The organism is Clostridium sp. cel8, from assembly GCF_014050525.1.
Taxonomy (GTDB): domain Bacteria; phylum Bacillota; class Clostridia; order Clostridiales; family Clostridiaceae; genus Clostridium_B.
This window is the reverse complement of the sequence record NZ_JACGAG010000005.1, coordinates 25,508-45,040: the sequence shown is the minus strand read 5'-3', so window position 1 is coordinate 45,040 and position 19,533 is coordinate 25,508. Positions and strand designations below refer to the sequence as shown.

Annotated in this window: 18 protein-coding genes; 4 read left to right on the top strand and 14 right to left on the bottom strand. The window is 27.7% G+C overall.

Annotated features, from left to right (window positions below):
* Window positions 1–34: 34 nt before the first annotated feature.
* The 3 genes from H2684_RS06315 to hflX all read right to left on the bottom strand — a co-directional run bounded on the left by H2684_RS06315 (window position 35) and on the right by hflX (window position 3,241).
* Window positions 35–940 (bottom strand): nucleotidyltransferase domain-containing protein, encoded by a 906-nt coding sequence (locus tag H2684_RS06315; RefSeq protein WP_182088552.1) that lies wholly within the window; start codon window positions 938–940, stop codon window positions 35–37.
* A gap of 253 nt (window positions 941–1,193) precedes the next feature.
* Window positions 1,194–1,355 carry a rubredoxin gene (gene rd / locus H2684_RS06310; protein ID WP_182088551.1) on the bottom strand — a complete coding sequence of 54 codons (162 nt, stop codon included), beginning with the start codon at window positions 1,353–1,355 and terminating at the stop codon, window positions 1,194–1,196.
* Between the two features lie 101 nt (window positions 1,356–1,456).
* Window positions 1,457–3,241, bottom strand: a complete 1,785-nt coding sequence (gene hflX / locus H2684_RS06305; RefSeq protein WP_182088550.1) for a GTPase HflX — start codon at window positions 3,239–3,241, stop codon at window positions 1,457–1,459.
* Window positions 3,242–3,486: 245 nt separating this feature from the next.
* Between hflX and hpt the strand changes: the two genes are divergently transcribed.
* Both hpt and H2684_RS06295 read left to right on the top strand, forming a co-directional pair.
* On the top strand, window positions 3,487–4,014 hold the full coding sequence (hpt, locus tag H2684_RS06300; protein ID WP_182088549.1) for a hypoxanthine phosphoribosyltransferase: 528 nt from the start codon (window positions 3,487–3,489) through the stop codon (window positions 4,012–4,014).
* 168 nt (window positions 4,015–4,182) lie between these two features.
* On the top strand, window positions 4,183–6,534 hold the full coding sequence (locus H2684_RS06295; protein WP_182088548.1) for a PBP1A family penicillin-binding protein: 2,352 nt from the start codon (window positions 4,183–4,185) through the stop codon (window positions 6,532–6,534).
* Between the two features lie 65 nt (window positions 6,535–6,599).
* On the opposite strand, the gene sigF is transcribed toward H2684_RS06295, so the two are convergent.
* Genes sigF through spoIIAA form a run of 3 tightly spaced genes read right to left on the bottom strand, consistent with a single transcriptional unit; the run spans window position 6,600 to window position 8,144 of the window.
* Window positions 6,600–7,355: an RNA polymerase sporulation sigma factor SigF gene (gene sigF / locus H2684_RS06290; protein ID WP_182088547.1), complete on the bottom strand. Its 756-nt coding sequence runs from the start codon at window positions 7,353–7,355 to the stop codon at window positions 6,600–6,602.
* 9 nt (window positions 7,356–7,364) lie between these two features.
* Window positions 7,365–7,793 (bottom strand): anti-sigma F factor, encoded by a 429-nt coding sequence (gene spoIIAB, locus H2684_RS06285; RefSeq protein WP_182088546.1) that lies wholly within the window; start codon window positions 7,791–7,793, stop codon window positions 7,365–7,367.
* 15 nt (window positions 7,794–7,808) lie between these two features.
* Entirely contained in the window at window positions 7,809–8,144 is a 336-nt protein-coding gene (gene spoIIAA / locus H2684_RS06280) for an anti-sigma F factor antagonist (protein ID WP_182088545.1), read from the bottom strand.
* Window positions 8,145–8,782: 638 nt separating this feature from the next.
* Here spoIIAA and pdaA point away from each other — a divergent pair.
* On the top strand, window positions 8,783–9,625 hold the full coding sequence (gene pdaA / locus H2684_RS06275; protein ID WP_182088544.1) for a delta-lactam-biosynthetic de-N-acetylase: 843 nt from the start codon (window positions 8,783–8,785) through the stop codon (window positions 9,623–9,625).
* Window positions 9,626–9,741: 116 nt separating this feature from the next.
* Window positions 9,742–10,155: an Rrf2 family transcriptional regulator gene (locus H2684_RS06270; protein WP_182088543.1), complete on the top strand. Its 414-nt coding sequence runs from the start codon at window positions 9,742–9,744 to the stop codon at window positions 10,153–10,155.
* 24 nt (window positions 10,156–10,179) lie between these two features.
* Here the strand turns inward: H2684_RS06270 and H2684_RS06265 are convergent, their stop codons facing one another.
* The 8 genes from H2684_RS06265 to H2684_RS06230 all read right to left on the bottom strand — a co-directional run bounded on the left by H2684_RS06265 (window position 10,180) and on the right by H2684_RS06230 (window position 19,518).
* Window positions 10,180–10,896: a WecB/TagA/CpsF family glycosyltransferase gene (locus tag H2684_RS06265; RefSeq protein ID WP_182088542.1), complete on the bottom strand. Its 717-nt coding sequence runs from the start codon at window positions 10,894–10,896 to the stop codon at window positions 10,180–10,182.
* Between the two features lie 4 nt (window positions 10,897–10,900).
* Window positions 10,901–11,554, bottom strand: coding sequence for a sugar transferase (locus H2684_RS06260; protein ID WP_182088541.1), 654 nt, complete (start codon window positions 11,552–11,554; stop codon window positions 10,901–10,903).
* Between the two features lie 82 nt (window positions 11,555–11,636).
* Window positions 11,637–13,193 (bottom strand): murein biosynthesis integral membrane protein MurJ, encoded by a 1,557-nt coding sequence (gene murJ / locus H2684_RS06255; RefSeq protein WP_182088540.1) that lies wholly within the window; start codon window positions 13,191–13,193, stop codon window positions 11,637–11,639.
* On the bottom strand, window positions 13,194–14,312 hold the full coding sequence (locus H2684_RS06250) for a glycosyltransferase family 4 protein (RefSeq protein ID WP_347707528.1): 1,119 nt from the start codon (window positions 14,310–14,312) through the stop codon (window positions 13,194–13,196). It lies immediately after the preceding gene.
* Window positions 14,296–15,549, bottom strand: a complete 1,254-nt coding sequence (locus H2684_RS06245; protein WP_182088539.1) for an O-antigen ligase family protein — start codon at window positions 15,547–15,549, stop codon at window positions 14,296–14,298. Before H2684_RS06245 ends, H2684_RS06250 begins: the two co-directional genes overlap by 17 nt.
* A 100-nt stretch (window positions 15,550–15,649) precedes the next feature.
* The gene (locus H2684_RS06240; protein ID WP_182088538.1) at window positions 15,650–16,681 is read right to left on the bottom strand and encodes a glycosyltransferase family 2 protein; all 1,032 of its coding nucleotides are present in this window, start codon (window positions 16,679–16,681) and stop codon (window positions 15,650–15,652) included.
* Between the two features lie 2 nt (window positions 16,682–16,683).
* Window positions 16,684–18,135, bottom strand: coding sequence for an O-antigen ligase family protein (locus H2684_RS06235; RefSeq protein ID WP_243159292.1), 1,452 nt, complete (start codon window positions 18,133–18,135; stop codon window positions 16,684–16,686).
* Between the two features lie 36 nt (window positions 18,136–18,171).
* The gene (locus H2684_RS06230; RefSeq protein ID WP_182088537.1) at window positions 18,172–19,518 is read right to left on the bottom strand and encodes an extracellular solute-binding protein; all 1,347 of its coding nucleotides are present in this window, start codon (window positions 19,516–19,518) and stop codon (window positions 18,172–18,174) included.
* Window positions 19,519–19,533: the final 15 nt, after the last annotated feature.

Sequence of the window (19,533 nt, the reverse complement as noted above, 5' to 3'; positions counted from 1 at the left end):
ATTTATTACTCTTTTATTACTCAAAATAATTCACTTAAATAAAATATACATTTTCCTTAAAAAGCACTATTTTACCTTTTATTTTATAATCCATTTTCTGTCTTTTTATAATATTTTTTCTCCACAATTTATCGAGTACTTCTTCCATGCATATATCATAATCTTTAAAAATCACATCATTTTTTATCTCCTCTGAACTTAAAAAGCAGTCTTTTCTTTTCATATAACTTATAAGAATATCTGTAAGATTTCTTATATTTTGATTTATGTATCTATCAATATATTCAAGTACTTTAATTATAGAATCCTTCATAGTTTTATCATCTGTATTATTAAACATCAATAAATCCACAACTTTTTTAAACTTTTCATTTAAGCTCATAGCAACTGATACAACATTTTTACTTATCATATATCCTGCATAGTTAACATATAATTTTGAAAATTCTTCTATTGTCTTTATAGCAGAAACATATGCAGTATATAATCCATCAGTTTCAAGGTATTTTTTGCATAATTCTTCACTATTCAGTGTATTTCCAAGATAAACTATATTCCACTTTTTTCTATCAATATCAGGATAATATCTTCCAATATCATATTTTGAGGTTATTTCCATATCTTTAGAAAATACAAGTCTAGATGATGCTATTATTCTATGTATAAATCCGCCTTTCAAATTTTTCTCATTAGGCTGTAAAAATTTATTTTTACTTATCAATTTAATATGAATTGGTATATTATTTATTTCAGTATAAATATTCTTTAAATTCATATTGTTATCATCATGTATAACAAATAAATCAATATCTGATTGCTCCCATAAATCTCCTGTAACCATGCTTCCAAATACCATCACTGCAAGTACTGATTCATTTTTCTTTAACTTATCAATTGCATTATTAAATACTTTTTGATATTCTAATATTTTTTTTCCCATCTCCTTTAATCCCCCCTCTATTCATCAACATAAATATGTATAACTAATCTATTTTAAGCCACATAAAATAACAAATTAAATTACATAAATATATCAGAATTTTTATATATTATATAATAAATTGCAATAAAAAAACAATATAAATTTTAAACTAACTATATATTGAATATATAATATTATCTTGTCTATATAAAATTAAGCTCCTAAGTTTTAATACCTAGGAGCTATAGGGGATTTAACATATAAGTTTTTATTACTCTTCCTTTTCAAACTCACTTTTTGGAACTCCGCAAAGTGGGCATACCCAATCATCTGGTAAATCTTCAAATGCCGTTCCTGGATTAACTCCATTATCAGGATCTCCAACAGCAGGATCATAAACATATCCACAAGCATTGCATATATATTTATCCATTTTAAATTCCTCCAATTTCTATTATTATTTACTAATTCTATTTAATTAATAATTACTATTTATTAATTAATATTATTACACACTTTCTTTAATAAGTCAACTCATTTTTGCAATATAAATTCTTTATACTTGTTATATGTTTTTTCATCCACTAAAGCACTTATAAATGTTCCATTGTCTTTGTACTCTTCGCTTTTTATTTTAGAATTTTCGTGTAAATAAGCTACTATTTTCTGATTAGAATATGGTATTAAAAAATCAGCTTCTACATTATCATTTTCTATAAGATTTGATATATTATCTAAGAGTACATCAAAATTTAACTTTTCTTTAGCAGAAATACAAACTATATTTGATTTTGTGTAATTTTCTTTAATCTTATTTATATTATTATTTATTTCTCTATCAATTTTATTCAATACAAGTAAAATAGGTTTATCTTTTACACCAAGCTGAATCAATACATCATCCACGGCTTCTATTTGAGTTATTGCATCTTCTGAAGATACATCTACAACATGAAGAAGTAAATCTGAATATATTACCTCTTCTAAAGTTGATTTAAAAGCCTCTATCAATTCATGTGGAAGTTTTTTCACAAAACCAACTGTATCTGTTAGTGCAACTACTCTTCCATCTTTTAATTCAATTGCCCTTGTGGTAGTGTCTAGAGTTGCAAATAACATATCAGCTTCAAGTACCTTTTTCTTAGTTAAATTGCTTTTTAAACTTTCAAGTTCGCAAAGTGAATTTCTTAAAGTTGACTTACCTGCATTAGTATATCCTACCAAAGAAATCTTTGGCATATCTTTTCTTCTTTTTCTTTGAACTTCTCTTACCTTAGCTATTTTCTTTAATTCTGATGTCATTTCATATATTTTATTTCTTATATGTCTTCTATCTATTTCAAGTTTTTTTTCACCAGGTCCTCTTGTGCCTATTCCACCACCAGTTCTTGAAAGAGATACTCCAATTCCCGAAAGTCTTGTAAGCCTATATTTTAATTGAGCAAGCTCTACTTGTATTTTTGCTTCCTTACTTCTAGCTCTTCTTGCAAATATATCTAATATAAGTGTAGTCCTATCTATTATCTTTAATCCAAGTATATCTTCTATATTTGCCATTTGTGAACCTGAAAGTTCATCATCAAATATTATCAAATTTGCTCCTTTAATCTGTGCCAAGAAAGACAATTCTTGTACTTTACCTCTTCCAACATAAAATGTAGAATCTTGAACAGTACGTTTTTGAAGTACCTTATCTAAAACAAAAACATTGCAAGCTTCTGCAAGTTTTTCAAGTTCATCTAAACTTGACATACTATCTATTCCAACAAGTATGGCTTTTTCAAGATCAGGTTCTACAAGTCTATCTCTAGTCATTAAACCTTCTATATAATTTATTTTGTCCTGTATATTATAATTTAATGCCACTCTAGGTGATAAATTTTTTAAAACTTCATGTGTAATTTTTCCATCACAAACTTTACAAAATCCAATACTTACAGTTGATGGTACTCCAGATTTAACTCCTATAGCAACTATACAATCAAGTTTCAATTTTAAGAGCACTGATATATCAAGTGATGAAAACTTTGAATTCCCATTTGGATGAGTATGAATTATTCTAATTTTTGAAAGTTTTCCATCTAAAAATTTGGATGATTCAATTTCAGCAGAGCTGCTATCTCCAACAGAAACTCTAATTACATTTCCCTTCCTATCAATTAAAACACATATTTCTCTATTTAAATATTCTGTAATATCACTGACTATTTCCATTAATTCTAAATTACATATACTAGTTTGAGGCATTTTAAACTCATAAATTTCTTCTAGTCTATTCAATGTGGAATTTCTTATTCCATCTATATTTCCGTATATCACATTATTACCTCCAATCATTTGCAAATCATCATTCTAGATTATTATACTATAATTATCATTCCATAAATATACAAATTAAGAATATATTTTACTAAATAAAATTAAATTTTACAAAAATCATCATATAATTCCTATTTAATGTACATAATAATTGAAAATACATTGAAAAGTAAAAAAAATATTGCTAATATTAATAATATAATTTTATACTACATAAATTAATAATATACATTTGGAGGATTTCAATGGAAGAAAAATCTCGAAACATATTAATAACTAAAGATCAAATATCTAAAAGGATAGCTGAGATAGGTGGACAAATTACAGAAGAATATAAAGGAAAAAATCTTTACATTCTTTCAATATTAAGAGGAAGCTTTATATTTACAGCTGATTTAGTAAGACAAATAGATACAAAATTAAAAATAGGATTTATGACTACTTCAAGTTATGGAAATTCAGAAACTTCATCAGGACATATAAAAATAGTAAATGATATTCCTGATGATATAAGAGGCTATGATGTTCTTGTAGTAGATGATATAACTGATACAGGAATAACAATGGATTTTGTATTAAATCATGTAAAGTCATTAGGTGCTTCTTCTGTTAAATGCTGTGTATTACTAGATAAACCTGAAAGAAGAAAGACAAATCTTAATCCAGACTTTTACTGCTTCAAGATTCCAGACGTATTTGTTGTAGGCTATGGTTTAAACTATGGTGACTACTACAGAAATGTTCCTTACGTTTTTAACTGGGAATCAAAATAAAATATATAAGAAATAAAATAAGACACAAATAACTGCAAATTATGCTTATAATCTGCAGTTTTTATTATCACTTCAATAAAGTACATTAATTTCATTAATACTTTTATTTATGATATAATAACTTATAATTTAAAACTTATAAATATAATTTTAATAAGGAGGACAATTATGGCAAAGAGACATAAAAAGTCTCGGTATAAAGGTCTAAAACTTACTTTTACTATTTTAATTTTTATTTGTTTATTAGCATCCGTAGCAGCCCTTGGTGTATGCGCTGCTATTATTAAAAACTCCCCTGATTTAGATGTAAATCAAGTATTGAACTTAAATGAACCATCTGTACTATATGACGATAAGGGCGATTTTATGGATGTAGTAGTCAGTACCGAGAACAGAACTGTTGTACCATTTAGCAGTATTCCACAGAATTTAAAAAATGCTTTTGTAAGTATTGAAGATGAGCGATTTTATCAGCATAATGGTATAGATATAAAGAGAATACTCAGTGTAATCTTTATTGATATAAAAAATAAAATAACAAACAAAACTGGAATTCAAGGAGCATCTACAATAACGCAACAACTGGTTAGAAATATATATTTGTCAAAAGAAGTAACTATAAAAAGGAAAATACAAGAAATGTACTTATCTATAAAACTCGAAAAACTTTTGACTAAGGATCAAATACTTGAAGCATATATGAATACAATTTATTTAGGAGGAAGATCATTTGGTGTTGAATCTGCTTCCCAGCAGTATTTTGGAAAATCAGTAAGTTCATTAAATTTAATTCAATGTGCATTTATAGCAGGTATACCCCAAAGCCCATCTATATACTATCCCTACTCAACTGCATCTAAAAATAATCCATCCTTATATTTAAATAGAACAAAAAGTGTACTAAAAAAAATGTATGATAACAATTACATTACAGAACAACAATATACAGATGCTATAAAGGATGTTTCTAATGGAAAGTTGGGAATACAGCCATACACACCACCAAATAATAAACTTAAATATGAGTGGTTTTCTATACCAGCTATTGAAAGTGTAAAAGCAGACTTGAAATCAAAATATAATTATAGTGACACAGAAGTTGATCATCTTTTAACTTACGGTGGACTCAAAATTTATACTACCATGGATGAAAATCTTCAGGAAGAAACAAAAGATACGCTTAATAACAATTCTATACTTAATGGTATCTCCTATAAAGATAAAAATGGAATAGTTCAGCCTCAAGCATCTGCTGTAGTTATAGACTATCATTCTGGAGAGGTTAAAGCTTTAGTAGGTGGTAGAGGCACACAGCCTGCAATGTCTTTTAACAGAGCAGCCTCTAGCAGTTATCTACGACCACCAGGCTCTGGCATAAAACCACTTACTGTATATAGTCCAGCTATAGACTCTAGAGAATATACAGCTGCAACTACTATAAAAGACTCCGAATGGTCTTCTACTTTGGCAGAAAAATATGGTTCTAATGGAACTCCATACTATCCAAAAAATGATGAAGCATTCACAAATGTTGATATGACATTGAGAACTGCCCTTACTAGATCAAGTAATATAGTTGCTCTTAAATTAGAAGACAAACTTGGACTTGATAAAGGAGTTTCTTATGGTGAAAAATTTGGTATAAATTTGGATTCCACAGATATGTCAAGTATATCTTCCCTTGCACTTGGTGAACTTCACCAAGGCACAAATACTCTTCAAATGGCAGCTGCCTATGGTGTATTTGGAAATAAAGGTCTTTATACTTATCCAAGACTTTATACAAAGGTTACAGATAGATCTGGCAAAGTACTTTTGGAAACAAAAGTAAAAACTGAAAGAGTACTTTCATCTTCTAGTGCATATATAATGTATAACATGTTAAAAGGTCCTGTAAATTCAGGTGGAACTGGTTATAATGCAAAATTTGGAGATATGCCTGTAAGTGGTAAAACGGGTACCTCAAGTTATAATAAAAACTTATGGTTTTCCGGTCTAACTCCATATTATTCTGCATCAGTGTGGATTGGAAATGACAGCAATTCAACACTACCAAGCTCTTTAAACAGTAATTCAGCTGCTGCATTGTGGGCAGCTATAATGGAACCTTTTCACGTTGGACTTTCTTCAAAAGATATATCTGTACCTTCTGGAGTAGTAAGCGCAAAAATATGTTCTGAATCAGGAGATCTCGCCTCTCCTCTTTGTTATCTAGATCCAACTGGTAGCAAAGTATATACTGAATTTTTTATAAGCGGAACTGTTCCAACAACTACATGTAATCTTCCACACACATGGATTAAAAATGACTCCAAGAAAATAACTGATATTCTCGAAAATGACGATGACAAAACCTTAACTGATAATGAAGATGAAGACTACAAAGACTTAGATGATGAAAATGAAGTTGATACACCATCTAATGGAGAATCTAATAACAATACAACAGATGATTCAGCTAATACTACAGATGACAATACTTCAACACCTATTAATAATTCAAATTCAGACAATAAATAAACCCATATTAAAAAATTAATCTATTGTACTAGATAATATCTTATCAAATACAATAGATTAATTCTTTATTCTTCCAATACCTTTCTCATCATCTTCAATACCTTTTTTTCAATTCTTGACACCTGAACTTGATTTATTCCAAGCATTTTTGCAACTTGAACTTGAGTTTTATCTTTAAAATATCTAAGCATTATAATCTGCCGTGATCTAACATCAAGATTTTTTAAAGTTTCTTTTAAGGCTATTCTATCCACCATCTCAACATCCTCATTTGGATTTTGACTCAATTTATCAATTAAAAGCACTGGTGAACCATCATCTTGATGGATAGTATCATATAAATATTGCATATTACTGGCAGATTCTGATGCAAATATCAAGTCTTCTATTTTAACCCCTGAATACTCGGACAATTCTTCTACAGTAGGTTCTCGATTTAATTTCTTAGTTAATGCCTCTTTATCGTAATGAAGTTTTTTTGCAGTAGTTTTAACACTTCTACTCACTTTTATCATTCCGTCATCTCTTAAAAATCTTTTTATTTCTCCCATTATCATAGGTACTGCATAAGTAGAAAATTTTACATTATAACTTTCATCGAAATTATTAATTGCCTTCATAAGTCCCATACATCCAATTTGAAATATATCTTCATATTCATAACCCCTGTTTAAGAACTTCTTACTTATTGACGTAACCAATGGGAAATTAAGCTCTACAAGTTTATTTAAGGATTCTTTATTACCCTCTCTAGCTGATTTTATAAGCCTTAAGTTGTCATTGTAATCATAATTAGATATTTTTACAGCTTCTTCACTCATATTATTCACCTAACTTAATGATTTAAAAACTTTTTTCATTATAACTCTTGTCCCCTTGTTTTTTACAGATTCTATCTTAAGAGAATCCATAAAAGTATCCATAACTGTAAATCCCATTCCTGATCTTTCAAGATCTGGTCTAGAAGTATAAAGAGGCTGCATAGCAAGATTTACATCCTCTATTCCCACGCCATTATCTTCTACTATCAATGTCAATTCTCTTCCTTTTATATAAGCAGTAATTTTTACAATACCTTCCTTATTTTCATAACCATGAATAATAGAGTTTGTAACTGCTTCCGACACTGCAGTTTTCACATCTGTCAATTCATCTACAGTTGGATCCAATTGAGATGCAAAAGCAGCCACTGCTACCCTTGCAAAGCTCTCATTTTGCGATTTACTAATAAACTCTATTTTCATACTGTTATCGTACATCTCTTTATCCCCCCATTAAATATTCTCAACAGCCTGATCAATACTATCATAAAGTTTTATTATTTTAAACATTCCAGACAACTCAAATACTCTTTTTACAGAATCGATAACATTGACAATACATACTTTTCCACCTCTTAAATTCAGTTTTTTATATCTTCCAATCACTACGCCAATACCTGAACTATCCATAAAACTTACGGAAGAAAAGTCTAATATAAGTTTGTTGAGATTATCTTTTTCAATTGCATCATCTATTTTATTTCTAACCTCCTCAGCACTGTGATGATCCAATTCTCCAATCATATGAACTATAAGCATATCTTCTTTAATTTGAAATTTTAAATTCATATTAAATCAAACTCTACTAAAATCATAATTTATTATGAATATGAATAGAATGATTTTAGCGTCAAGTCAACCTTGACTTTAATTTTACCTAAGATAATCTACATGCTATTTTATCTTAGACTGAATCCTAAATTATTAAATTATAGAATTCAGCATATGCAAAACTGCACAGTCCGAGTCAGACAATTTTACCCCCTCTCCATATTGTTATAAAATTAGCTACTTTAAAATATTCTCCATGTGGAATAATTTTCCTTTATTTTTTTAAATTTTTCTTACTTATTTTATTATATATTTTTGCCAATTATAATATTTTTAAACAAAAATCAATAATATTTCATAACTTTCTTTTAACATTAAAAACAATATATCTGCACTAAAATAATTTCCATGATATAATGCAAATCTATTACTGGAAACTTTATATCAGAATACTATCTTTTCTCAAAATAATATTAATAGACTATTTTGTTAACATCCATTAATAATTTATTCATGTGAAATTTTTTATCCCATTTATACTAAATTTTACTATAATTAATTTTAACACATTTTATAATTCCAACACATTCATAGTATAAATTACTTTATATAAGCACATTATAACTACATATTAATTTATGGTAGGTGATTATTAAATGAAAAAAAATATTATTTGCTTTCTTTTAATATTTATGATTCTATCTATGACATTTTCCTCTATAAATAAAGTATCTGCCTTAGATAGTAATATAAAAAAAGATGAAAAATCATATAATCTCACAGGTATTGATATTTCTAAGTTTGATAAAGAAGAAAAGAATTGGTTTTTCAAGCCAGAAAAAAATAATCTTCCTTCAGAAGAACCTGAGGAAGTTAAAGATCTTTTAAAAAAGTATTCAGCTTATTATCTCGGAGATACATCCAAAAAAGTATTATATTTGACTTTTGATGAAGGATATGAAAATGGATACACAAGTAAAATATTAGATATATTAAAAGAGAATAACGTAAAAGCTGCCTTCTTCGTTACAAAGCCATATATAAATGATAACAAAGATCTCATAAAGAGAATGGTAAACGAAGGTCACCTAGTATGCAATCACACAGCTAAGCATCCGTCTATGGCAGAACGTGCAAAAAATCCACAAGAATTTGAAGATGAATTTACTGAAACTGAGAAAGCTTACAAAAAAGTAACTGGCCGTGAAATGCCTAAATTTTTTAGACCTCCTATGGGCAAATATAGTGAGCTATCTCTATTTTATACAAATAAATTAGGATATAAAACTATATTTTGGAGCTTTGCCTACAATGATTGGGATAGAAACAATCAACCTTCACAGGAATTTGCAAAACAAAAAATATCAAATCTTACCCATAATGGTGCAATAATTCTGCTTCATGCAGTTTCAAAAACAAATACTGAAATACTGGATTCAGTTATCCAAGATTGGAAAAATAAAGGTTATTCTATGGAAACACTTAACAAACTTCCTTAAAAAATATTACTACTTTAATATTTTACTTTATATTATCCTTATATTTAGTTATAATTAATTATAGTTAAAGAATAAATTAATCACAATTAATATAATTTTTTATTTGGAGAGATATTATGCGAATAACACAAGAAGCAGACTACGGATTTAGAGTTATACTTTATTTATCAAAATTAGGTTATGGTGAAAAATCATCAGCTAAAACTATATCTAGAGAGCAAGGAATTCCTCTTAGATTTCTTTTAAAACTTTTAAGGAAATTAACTTGCAGTGGAATCATAAAATCCTATAGAGGAGTTAATGGAGGTTATGCTTTAAACAGAGTTCCTGAAGACATAACCTTAAAAGATGTAATTGAATCTATAGATGGGCCAATATATATAAATAAGTGTCTTGATGATCCTGCACACTGTAACATAAATTATGCATCTTACTGTGCAATAAATAAAGCTTTATCTAAAATACAAGATAACTTAATTCAAGACCTTAATAGTATAAATTTTAAAGATATATTGGACAATCAATTATAAATAAGTTAAGGAGCCAAAAGGAATTTAATTTTTTCTTTTGTACTCCTTAACTTTTAATAAAAATTTAGGTATTGAAGATAGTCTTTTTATTCTCCAAGGTTCTTTAAATACTCTATATAGCCACTCCATTCCAAAATTTATCATCCATTCTGGAGCTCGTTTAACCTCACCTGAAATCACATCAAAACTTCCTCCTACTCCCATAAATATTTTACATGGAAGTTTATTTATATTTTTACTTATAAATAGATCCTGCCTTGGAGAACCCATTGCAACAAAAATAGCGTAAGGATTCTTTTTCTTTATATCTTCCACAAGATCATCACAATTGTTTAAATCAAAGTACCCATTGTGACTACCTACTATGTTTAAATTAGTATAAGTTGCCTTTAGATTTTTTATACATCCTTCAAGTACATTTTGTTTTGCTCCAATAAGGTACACTGATCTTTTCTCCCTTTCACACTTGTAAATTATATCTTTCATAACATCGATACCAGCTATTTTCTCCGCTACTGGAACTCCAATTAATTTAGAAGCTAAAACAGTTCCAACTCCATCAGGGATTATAACAGAGTACTTTTCTGTAAATAATTTAAAAAGCTCCTTATTTCTAATTCCATTATATAACACTTCTGGATTTCCTGAAACTATATTTATTTTTGAAAATTTTTCTATATAATCTATTAATTGCTTTTTTGTACCGTTAAATACATTATATTCCAATATCTTAGTAAACATATTTTTAATATGCTCCTTCTCTTTTAAATACAGATAAAAATGTCTTAAAAAATATTTTAATATCTAACCATATAGAAAATTGTTTTATATAAGTTAAATCATAATATACTGTTTTAGAAAGTTCAATTTCTCCTCTTCCACTTATTTGTGCAAGTCCAGTTATACCTGGAGTAACCATAAGTCTTTGTCTATATGCCTCAGGATATACATTTACTACATCTGGTATCTCTGGTCTTGGTCCAATTAAACTCATATTTCCAATTAACACATTAACAAGCTGTGGAATCTCATCTAGGCTAGTTTTTCTCAAAAATGCACCGCTTCTTGTAATTCTATTATCTTTTTTATCCTGAAATATAAAATTTGCTATATTTTCAGTACTTATATTCAATTTTTTCTTTTTTTCAGCGTCAGCTACCATAGTTCTAAATTTATATATAATAAAATTTTCACCATCTTTTCCAACTCTAATCTGTTTAAATATGACCGGTCCTTTTGAATCCATTTTAATCCATATACTTACTATTAAAAACACTGGACTTAAAATAATAATTCCAATAAGAGAAAGTATAAAATCAAGCGCTCTTTTTACAGCAAATTGAATTTTTTTACTCTTTATATCTTTATCTAAATCAATTTTTATATTTTCAGGTTGCATTATTCTCCTCCAATTTCCATTTATAAATTAAAATCCATATTTTAGATTATACAAAATTAATTTATCCTTGTTAATCCTATAATTAAAATTTATTTAAAATTTTATACTTGATACTATCTATAAGTTCAAAATACTCCTTTATTCTTACTACATACAGAACTAAAAAATAAGTACCACTTCCAAAGAAAAAAGACATTAAAATTGACATTAAACTACTAATTTTATCATTTGTAAATTCTAGACTACATATTCTATTGACAAAAAATATTACTAAGGCCATAACTATTGAAGATGCCGTTATTTTAAGAAAATTTGCAAAAAGCACTGTCAAATTCATACCTTGAACTTTTTTATTTAAATTCCACATCATAAGTAGAGTTGTCACAATAGCTGATATAGTAATTGCAAGAGTTAACCCTGATACTTGCATATATTTTACTATAAACAAATTTATTATTATATTTAATATTATTCCCATAAAACTGTTTACCATAGGAGTTTTAACATCTTTCAACGAATAAAATGCCTTATTTAAAATATCTCGCACTCCATATGCTATCATAGCAGGACAATAAAATAATACTGCATTTGCGGTCAAAACTCCAGCTTCTTTAGTAAATGCTCCTCTTTCAAATATTATGTTTACAATAGGGACCCTGAGCATTCCTATTGCAACAGATGCAGGAATCATTATTATCATTATTGTAGTAATTGCACTTGAAAGTGACTTCTTATACTCCATTAAATTTTTCTTTACTGCTAATTCAGATAGTGTTGGATATACAATCATTGCAATTCCAATGGCAAAAACTTCATAAGCTAAAGTATTTATCTTATTTGAAAAATCAAGTATTGTTGTTGCCCCAAAGTATATATTAGTGGCAAAACATCTATTTACAAATACATTTAACTGCACAACTGAAGTACTTATTACAATTGGCATCATAAGTTTAAACATCTTATGTACATTTTCATCTCTAATATCCATAACAGGAAAATATTTATATCCAAGTTTTTTATACTTAGGTATATTTATAAGAAGCTGGGTAAAGAATCCTAATACAATTGCAAATGCAAATCCACTTATACCATATTTAGAAGCCAAGAATATAAGATATACTATATATACTATATTTGATGCCAATGACATTGCAGCTGGTTCATAAAATTCCTTGTGAGATTGAAGTACTCCTGATATTACACTTTGAATAGTCACAAATATAAGTGACAAAAACATTATTCTAGTTATCTTTACAGATGTATTAAACACCAATGTATTTGCTGTAAATCCATGACCAAATATATATATAATCTGCCTTGTAAATAATATTAAAATTACTGTAACTATAATAGTAATTGCAGAGGCTATTGTTATAATATTATTTGTAAATCTATTTCGTTTGTCTATACTCTCTTTATCAATTGCCTCTGTATTGAATGGTATAAAACTAGTTGTAAGGCCATAACTTACCGTAGTTAAAAGATATACTATACCTATTCCAAAATTATATATATCTGCAACATAAGTAGCCCCAAATCTATCAGCTATAAGGGCATCCCTTACAAGAGCTACTGATTTTCCAGCTATTATAAGGATCATAACTATTATTGAACTTTTTAGAAATGTTTTTTTACGCATCTATTTCACTCCATGTAGAATATGCAAATAAGCAAAATAATATCTTTTCCAAAATTCCTCCAATGAGAATTTCTTTTTTATATTATTATACAGATTTTTTCCCATATTATTTAAATTTTCTTTATTTTCGTAAGCTTCATTCATAGCATTTAAAATATCTCTTTCATCATTTGGATTTATTAAATATCCACTATCTCTATCTATAATTGAACTCATATTGCCTATTCTAGAACATATGACGCTTTTTTTCAAAATTGCACTTTCAAGAATTACAATAGGTGGTATTCCGCCTTCATTTAAAGAGGTTAGAATACTTATATCCGATAAATTTATAAAGTCAAAAACATTTTCCCTAAATCCTGCAAATATAACTTTATTCTCTATTTTTAGGTTACATACCATCTCTTTTAAATGATCTTCTAATTCCCCATTACCTACTAAGATAAGTTTTACATTTGAGTTCTTTTTTTGTAAGAGATAAAATGCCCTTATAAGTTTTTCATGATTTTTTATTGGATGCATTCTTGCTACCATAACATAGACAAAATCATTTTCTCCAATATTTAACTTTTTCTTTAAATTGTCAGCTTCTATATTGACCTTAAAGTCTTTAAAATCAACTCCATTGTTTACTATGTACTTAGAACCCTTAAACCCCTTATGTTCTAATAATTCTTTTAAGCAATCAGATACACATATATAATTGTGAAACTTTCTAAGTCCTGCTTTGCTAAGTGGTGTATAGACATATCTTTTAAATTTATTATTTAAAAAGTCATATCTATAATCACTGTGAATTGTAACTACACAGGGAATATGTAATTTATTATGAATTAAAAAATATACAAAATTTGATTTAGCACCGTGAAAATTAACTATATCTATATTTTTATCTACCAAATAGTCTATAAATTTCTTGCCTATAATTTCTCTAAAAGAAAAATTTTCTGTTTCTATATTATTTTTAATTGCACTATCATACATATATCCTTTTCCTATAGTTGCAATAGAACTTTTCATGTCAAATACATTATTATTGCATATATTTATAACATGTTTTGCTCCACCGCCATTGTCGTTTCCCGATATAACTTGTAGTACCTTAATAATACAAATCACCTTCCCGCTGCTTTCTGTACATTACAGATTCAAAGCATGCAATTAATAGCCAGAAAAATGCTATTACTTTAGGTGCAGAGAAAAAATTATCTATGAGATTCATACCCATAAATGCAATAAATGAAGCTAAAAATCCTTTGAAAAATGGCGTATAGAATTCATCGTCTATTTCTCTTGTAAACTTCAAAATTCTACAGAAAATAGATATAACCATACCTAAAAATGCACCTGTTCCAAACACTCCTAATTCCGATTGAACTTTAAGCAAAATATTATGTGGATGAAAATTATTAGAAGGATAGTACTCTATCTTTTGCTTTAACAGCAGTTTGTATTTATCATACATAACTCTATAATTTCCGTTTCCTACTCCTCTTATAGGATGATCCTTTATCATAAACCAAGCTATGTCCCAAAGTTTTATTCTAGACATGTTCTGACTTGCATCTGTAAATTCAGCTAGCCTATTTGATATAGCCGGTATAAATAGTGATCCTCCACCTAGAACTACAAGTGCCAAAATGATCTTCCAGCTATATATAAGTCCTAGAATCACACATCCAATGGCAAGCCCAATCCAGGCATTTCTGGAATAGCAAATTATTATATTGGTTAACGCAATCAACATTAAAAATAAGTATACATTCTTTTTTATCTTATTTCTTTCTTTTAAAAGCAACATTATTATAGGAAAAATTGCAATTACCATGAATGCACCTAGGTTATTTGAATTTTCCATAGTAGAAAATACCCTATCTCTTATACCATGTTCACTTTGTTGAACAAATCCTATTCCAAATATACCCTCAATTATGCCTATTATTCCAACTATAAAAACTGATGTAATATATAGTCTTAAAATATTATCTATTATTTTTTGACTTGAAAATTCATATTTTATTATAAAAAAAAGTCCAATATAACTTACAAATCTAGCAGCTTCAGATAAGGCTATCGTTCTACTTTCAGCATATGACGTAGATACAAGCATAATGAAAATCAATAAAAACATAAATATTCCTATAGAACTCATAAAAAAATTTTTTACACCTGATATAAACCTTCTCCTTGAATCTACAAATAAAATAGCAGACACTACATAAATCAATATAGCTAGTGCTAGTATTGCATCTCCATTAAAAGGAATACCATTTATTTTATACTTTCCAGGTAACAGCGGCTGAAATATTACATATAAATATATTAAAATGGTAACTATTCTACTTCCTATATTCAAACAGAACACCTCTTTTTCAAATTTATATTCATTTTATAAATACAAAAATAATCACACAAATATTGTTTTCCAATAGATGTATGTAAATGTAAAATTCTATCTATCGAGACATTTTAGTATTATTTTTAATAGCCCTATTAGATTTAAAAACATAGAAATTAAACAATCCATTTATAAATCCTATACCATAACTTAAGTGAAGTATTGGGAAAATTAAAAATATATACTTCCATATCTTTTTATTTTTTAAAATGAGTTTAAAAGAAAATAACACATCTCCACTAAGATATAATATTACCTCTAACATCCAAAGATACAATATCCATCTATTGAATATACTTCCAAGTATTCCTATTATATTTGTGAGAACAAATGCAGCTGGAACAATATGCCTTAATGATGCAAGGCCTCCATGTTTTTGCATTACCCTAACTTTCCAAAATCCATATTGATAGTACTGCTTCCAAAGTTTTCTAAGTGATGCTCTACTATAATAATAAGATTTTATTTTAGGTGACAAAAGTATTTTATATCCTTTTTCAATTACTCTAAAATTTAATTCGTCATCTTGATTTCTAACAAGTTCTTCATCGAAATACCCTATATCATCTAAAACTTCTCTCTTGTAACATCCAAATGCCACAGTATCTACATAAGTTTCTTCTTTAGAATACCTGAATAAGGCATTTCCAACTCCAAAGGGCGAACTCATTGCCATGGAAATTGCAAGTCCTTTATCATTTTCATTTATAGTTTCTATAGGACCTCCTACACATCCAACTTCATGGGTTGTAAGTGCTAATATATTTTCTTTTATAAAATTTTCATCTGCATAGGCATGAGCACCAAAGATTATTATAACATCAGCCTTACTTGATTTAATTCCCTCATTCATTCCTCTAGGTGCAGATAGTCCCTTATTATCTATAAGCTTTATATTATCATACATATTTTCATAATTTTTAATTATATCCCTAGTACCATCATCAGACATACCATCACATACTAAAACTTCATACAAACTATTATCGTAAGTTTGATTGATAAAAGAATCTATACATCTTTTTATATAATTTCTTTCATTTCGACAGGGAATTACTATAGATACCGTCATTTTTTTTAATTTAGCCATAATCAATCTTCCCCCATTGTAGAATCTAATTTATTTACACTATCTTTTTTCTTTAAAGATAGACTTATTACACCAAACATTACAAAAGCTATAATTGTTCCTGTAATTACTCCCTTATGATCAAATTCATTTCCAGTTATTAAAGAAAACATAGAATATATAATTACGGAATTAAACACTCCTCTGCAGTACTCAATATTTTTTAGACATACTTTTAATCTATTGAGCACAATAACAACAAATATAATAGCTGAAACTATTCCAAATTCAACTCCTATTTGGAGCAGCAAATTATGTGCATTTTCCAGTGTATAATGTGCCGCAGTTGCATTAAATCTTATATTTTCTGGCATTGACAAATATCCTTGAAAGCAGAATTTGTTGTAAGCTTCTGCAAAATTTCCTCCTCCAATACCAAAAGGGTAATTTTTCATAATATTAAGGTCAGTAAATATTGATTGCAATCTAGCTACTGCAGACTCATTATGTAAAAATGAAGTTGAAGTACCTCTGTCTATTATATAGTGAAATACAGGCTTTGCAACAAAAATTGCTGGCACCAACAAAACTATTAATATTTTTCTATATCTTTTGCTTAAGAGTGATAAAAATATAACACCTATATAGCAAAGCCACGCTCCTCTGCTGAACGTAATTAGAGCTGCTATAGAATACAGTATAAATGAAGGATACAAAAATATTTTTTCCAACTTACTATTTTTTTTGTACAATATCATCTCAATTAAAAGCGGTAGTACAGACACTAATATTCCTGCAAATATATTTACATTATTATAACCAAAAGTGAGATATATCTTATTTGTCTTTATTGAGGAAAGTGAAAATCCCCTGCTAAATATCTGAAAAAATCCATACAAACAGCTGAAATCAATTGCCACAATAAAACTATAAAATATAAGGTATTTATCTTCTTTTTCAAAATATGTAATTGTGCACAACATTATCATAATTGGTGCAAAAACCCCTATATAAACTTCACTTAAACTATTAAATACATTAACAGAATAAAATGCACTGTTTACACAAAATATGAAGAATGCACCTATCATACATATAAATTTGAATGAAAGTTCTTCTCTAGACTTAAATAGGGATTTCACAGTATACACTATATCCTTAAAACTACTAACACTTAAAATTGTCACATAAATTGTTTCAAATGTCACCTTAAAAAACAGCAAATCAAAATAACATATTCTTCTAACAGTAGTATAAATAGGTAGTAAGATTAAAAACATAAGTATTGATTTTCTTCTATCCTCATATATTAAATAAACATTTATAATCAGACAAAAAAGTGCTACAAAGAGCATAGCTGATGTCCTCATACCTATTTTACTGTATAGTATTAAACCAAATACAGCAGAAGCTATTATTGATATTAATATAATTTTATTATGTTCTTTTAAATATTCACAAATATATTCATGCATTTTGGTTATTTCTCCAATCATATAAAATCCACATAATTACTTTTTATAGTATTTAAAATTAAAGTTTTCCTTATCTACTGCAAAATTATAGTAATATTTATATTTATCATTTAATTTATTAATAACATCATCTACTGAATCATTTCCCTTTATTGCATCAACTATAAGACCAATTTCATATGCGGAATCCCTACTCAAAAATAATGTAGGATCATAAGTTTCATTTTTAAATTTGCTTACATCTCCATATTCACTGTATATATCATTTTCTATTTTTGTAGTTTTAACATTCAGTGGCAATGCATTTCTGGATTCCATTACTTCCTTATTTACATCCTCACTTACCATATAGTCATATACTTCTTTTATAGCTTCTCTTTTCTTTTTATCACTTATAGCATACTTATTTGCAACTAGGAAATTGCTATTTGTTACATAATAATATACATTTGGATTATCTCCTGTTTGTATTATATCCTGTATTCCCATTTCAAAATTTAAAGGAAGTATATTTGAAAAATATCCTCTATCTTCATAAGTACTTATCATCATAGCTATATCTCCACGATAGAATTCAGATCTCATCTGATTTCTACTTTTACTTGCAAAATCTTTTGCAAGTAAATTCTTAGAATACATTTCTTTATACACATTCAATATATCTTTAGCATGGTTAAAGTTATAAGTTCCCTTTTTATAGTCCCAAAAACTAGTATATATACTTCCTTCATTTACACTAGGCTCACCAATTGAAATTTTCATATCTTCATATTCACCTATTGGAAATGCAAATGGAGTAATATTAGGAAATTTCTCTTTTATCTTCAAGGAATAATCTATAAGCTCTTCATATGTTTTAGGCGGCTTATTTGGATCAAGTCCCGCCTCTTTAAATATCTCCTTATTCCATATCATTTTTGCATTTGTTTCCATAAGTTTAACTCCAAGAAACATATTCTTATATGTAACTATATTTGAACTGTCAACACTTTTAGTATTAAATCCAATATCTTTTAAACTTGCTACCTGATCATTTTTCATAAGATCAGTATATCCATACTCAAAAATATCAGGCGCATACTTTTTAGTTGCAAGGGTTGTTCTTAAAGCATTGTAATAATCTTCTTTATACTCAGTAAATATTATGTATATATTATCTTTGTTTTCCTCATTGAATTTCTCTATTTGATATGATCTTATAGGAGAGATAATACTTTTTTTCATCCACAATCTAACTATTGTCTTATTTCTCAATTCAGGTGGTAGGTTTTGATTATTATCACTATATGGTTTATAAAATTTCATTCTATATATAATAGAAGTTAAAATAATAACTACTATTAAAACACTATATAATATAAATTTTGACTTTCTGCTTCCCATTTGAATTCTTCTCCT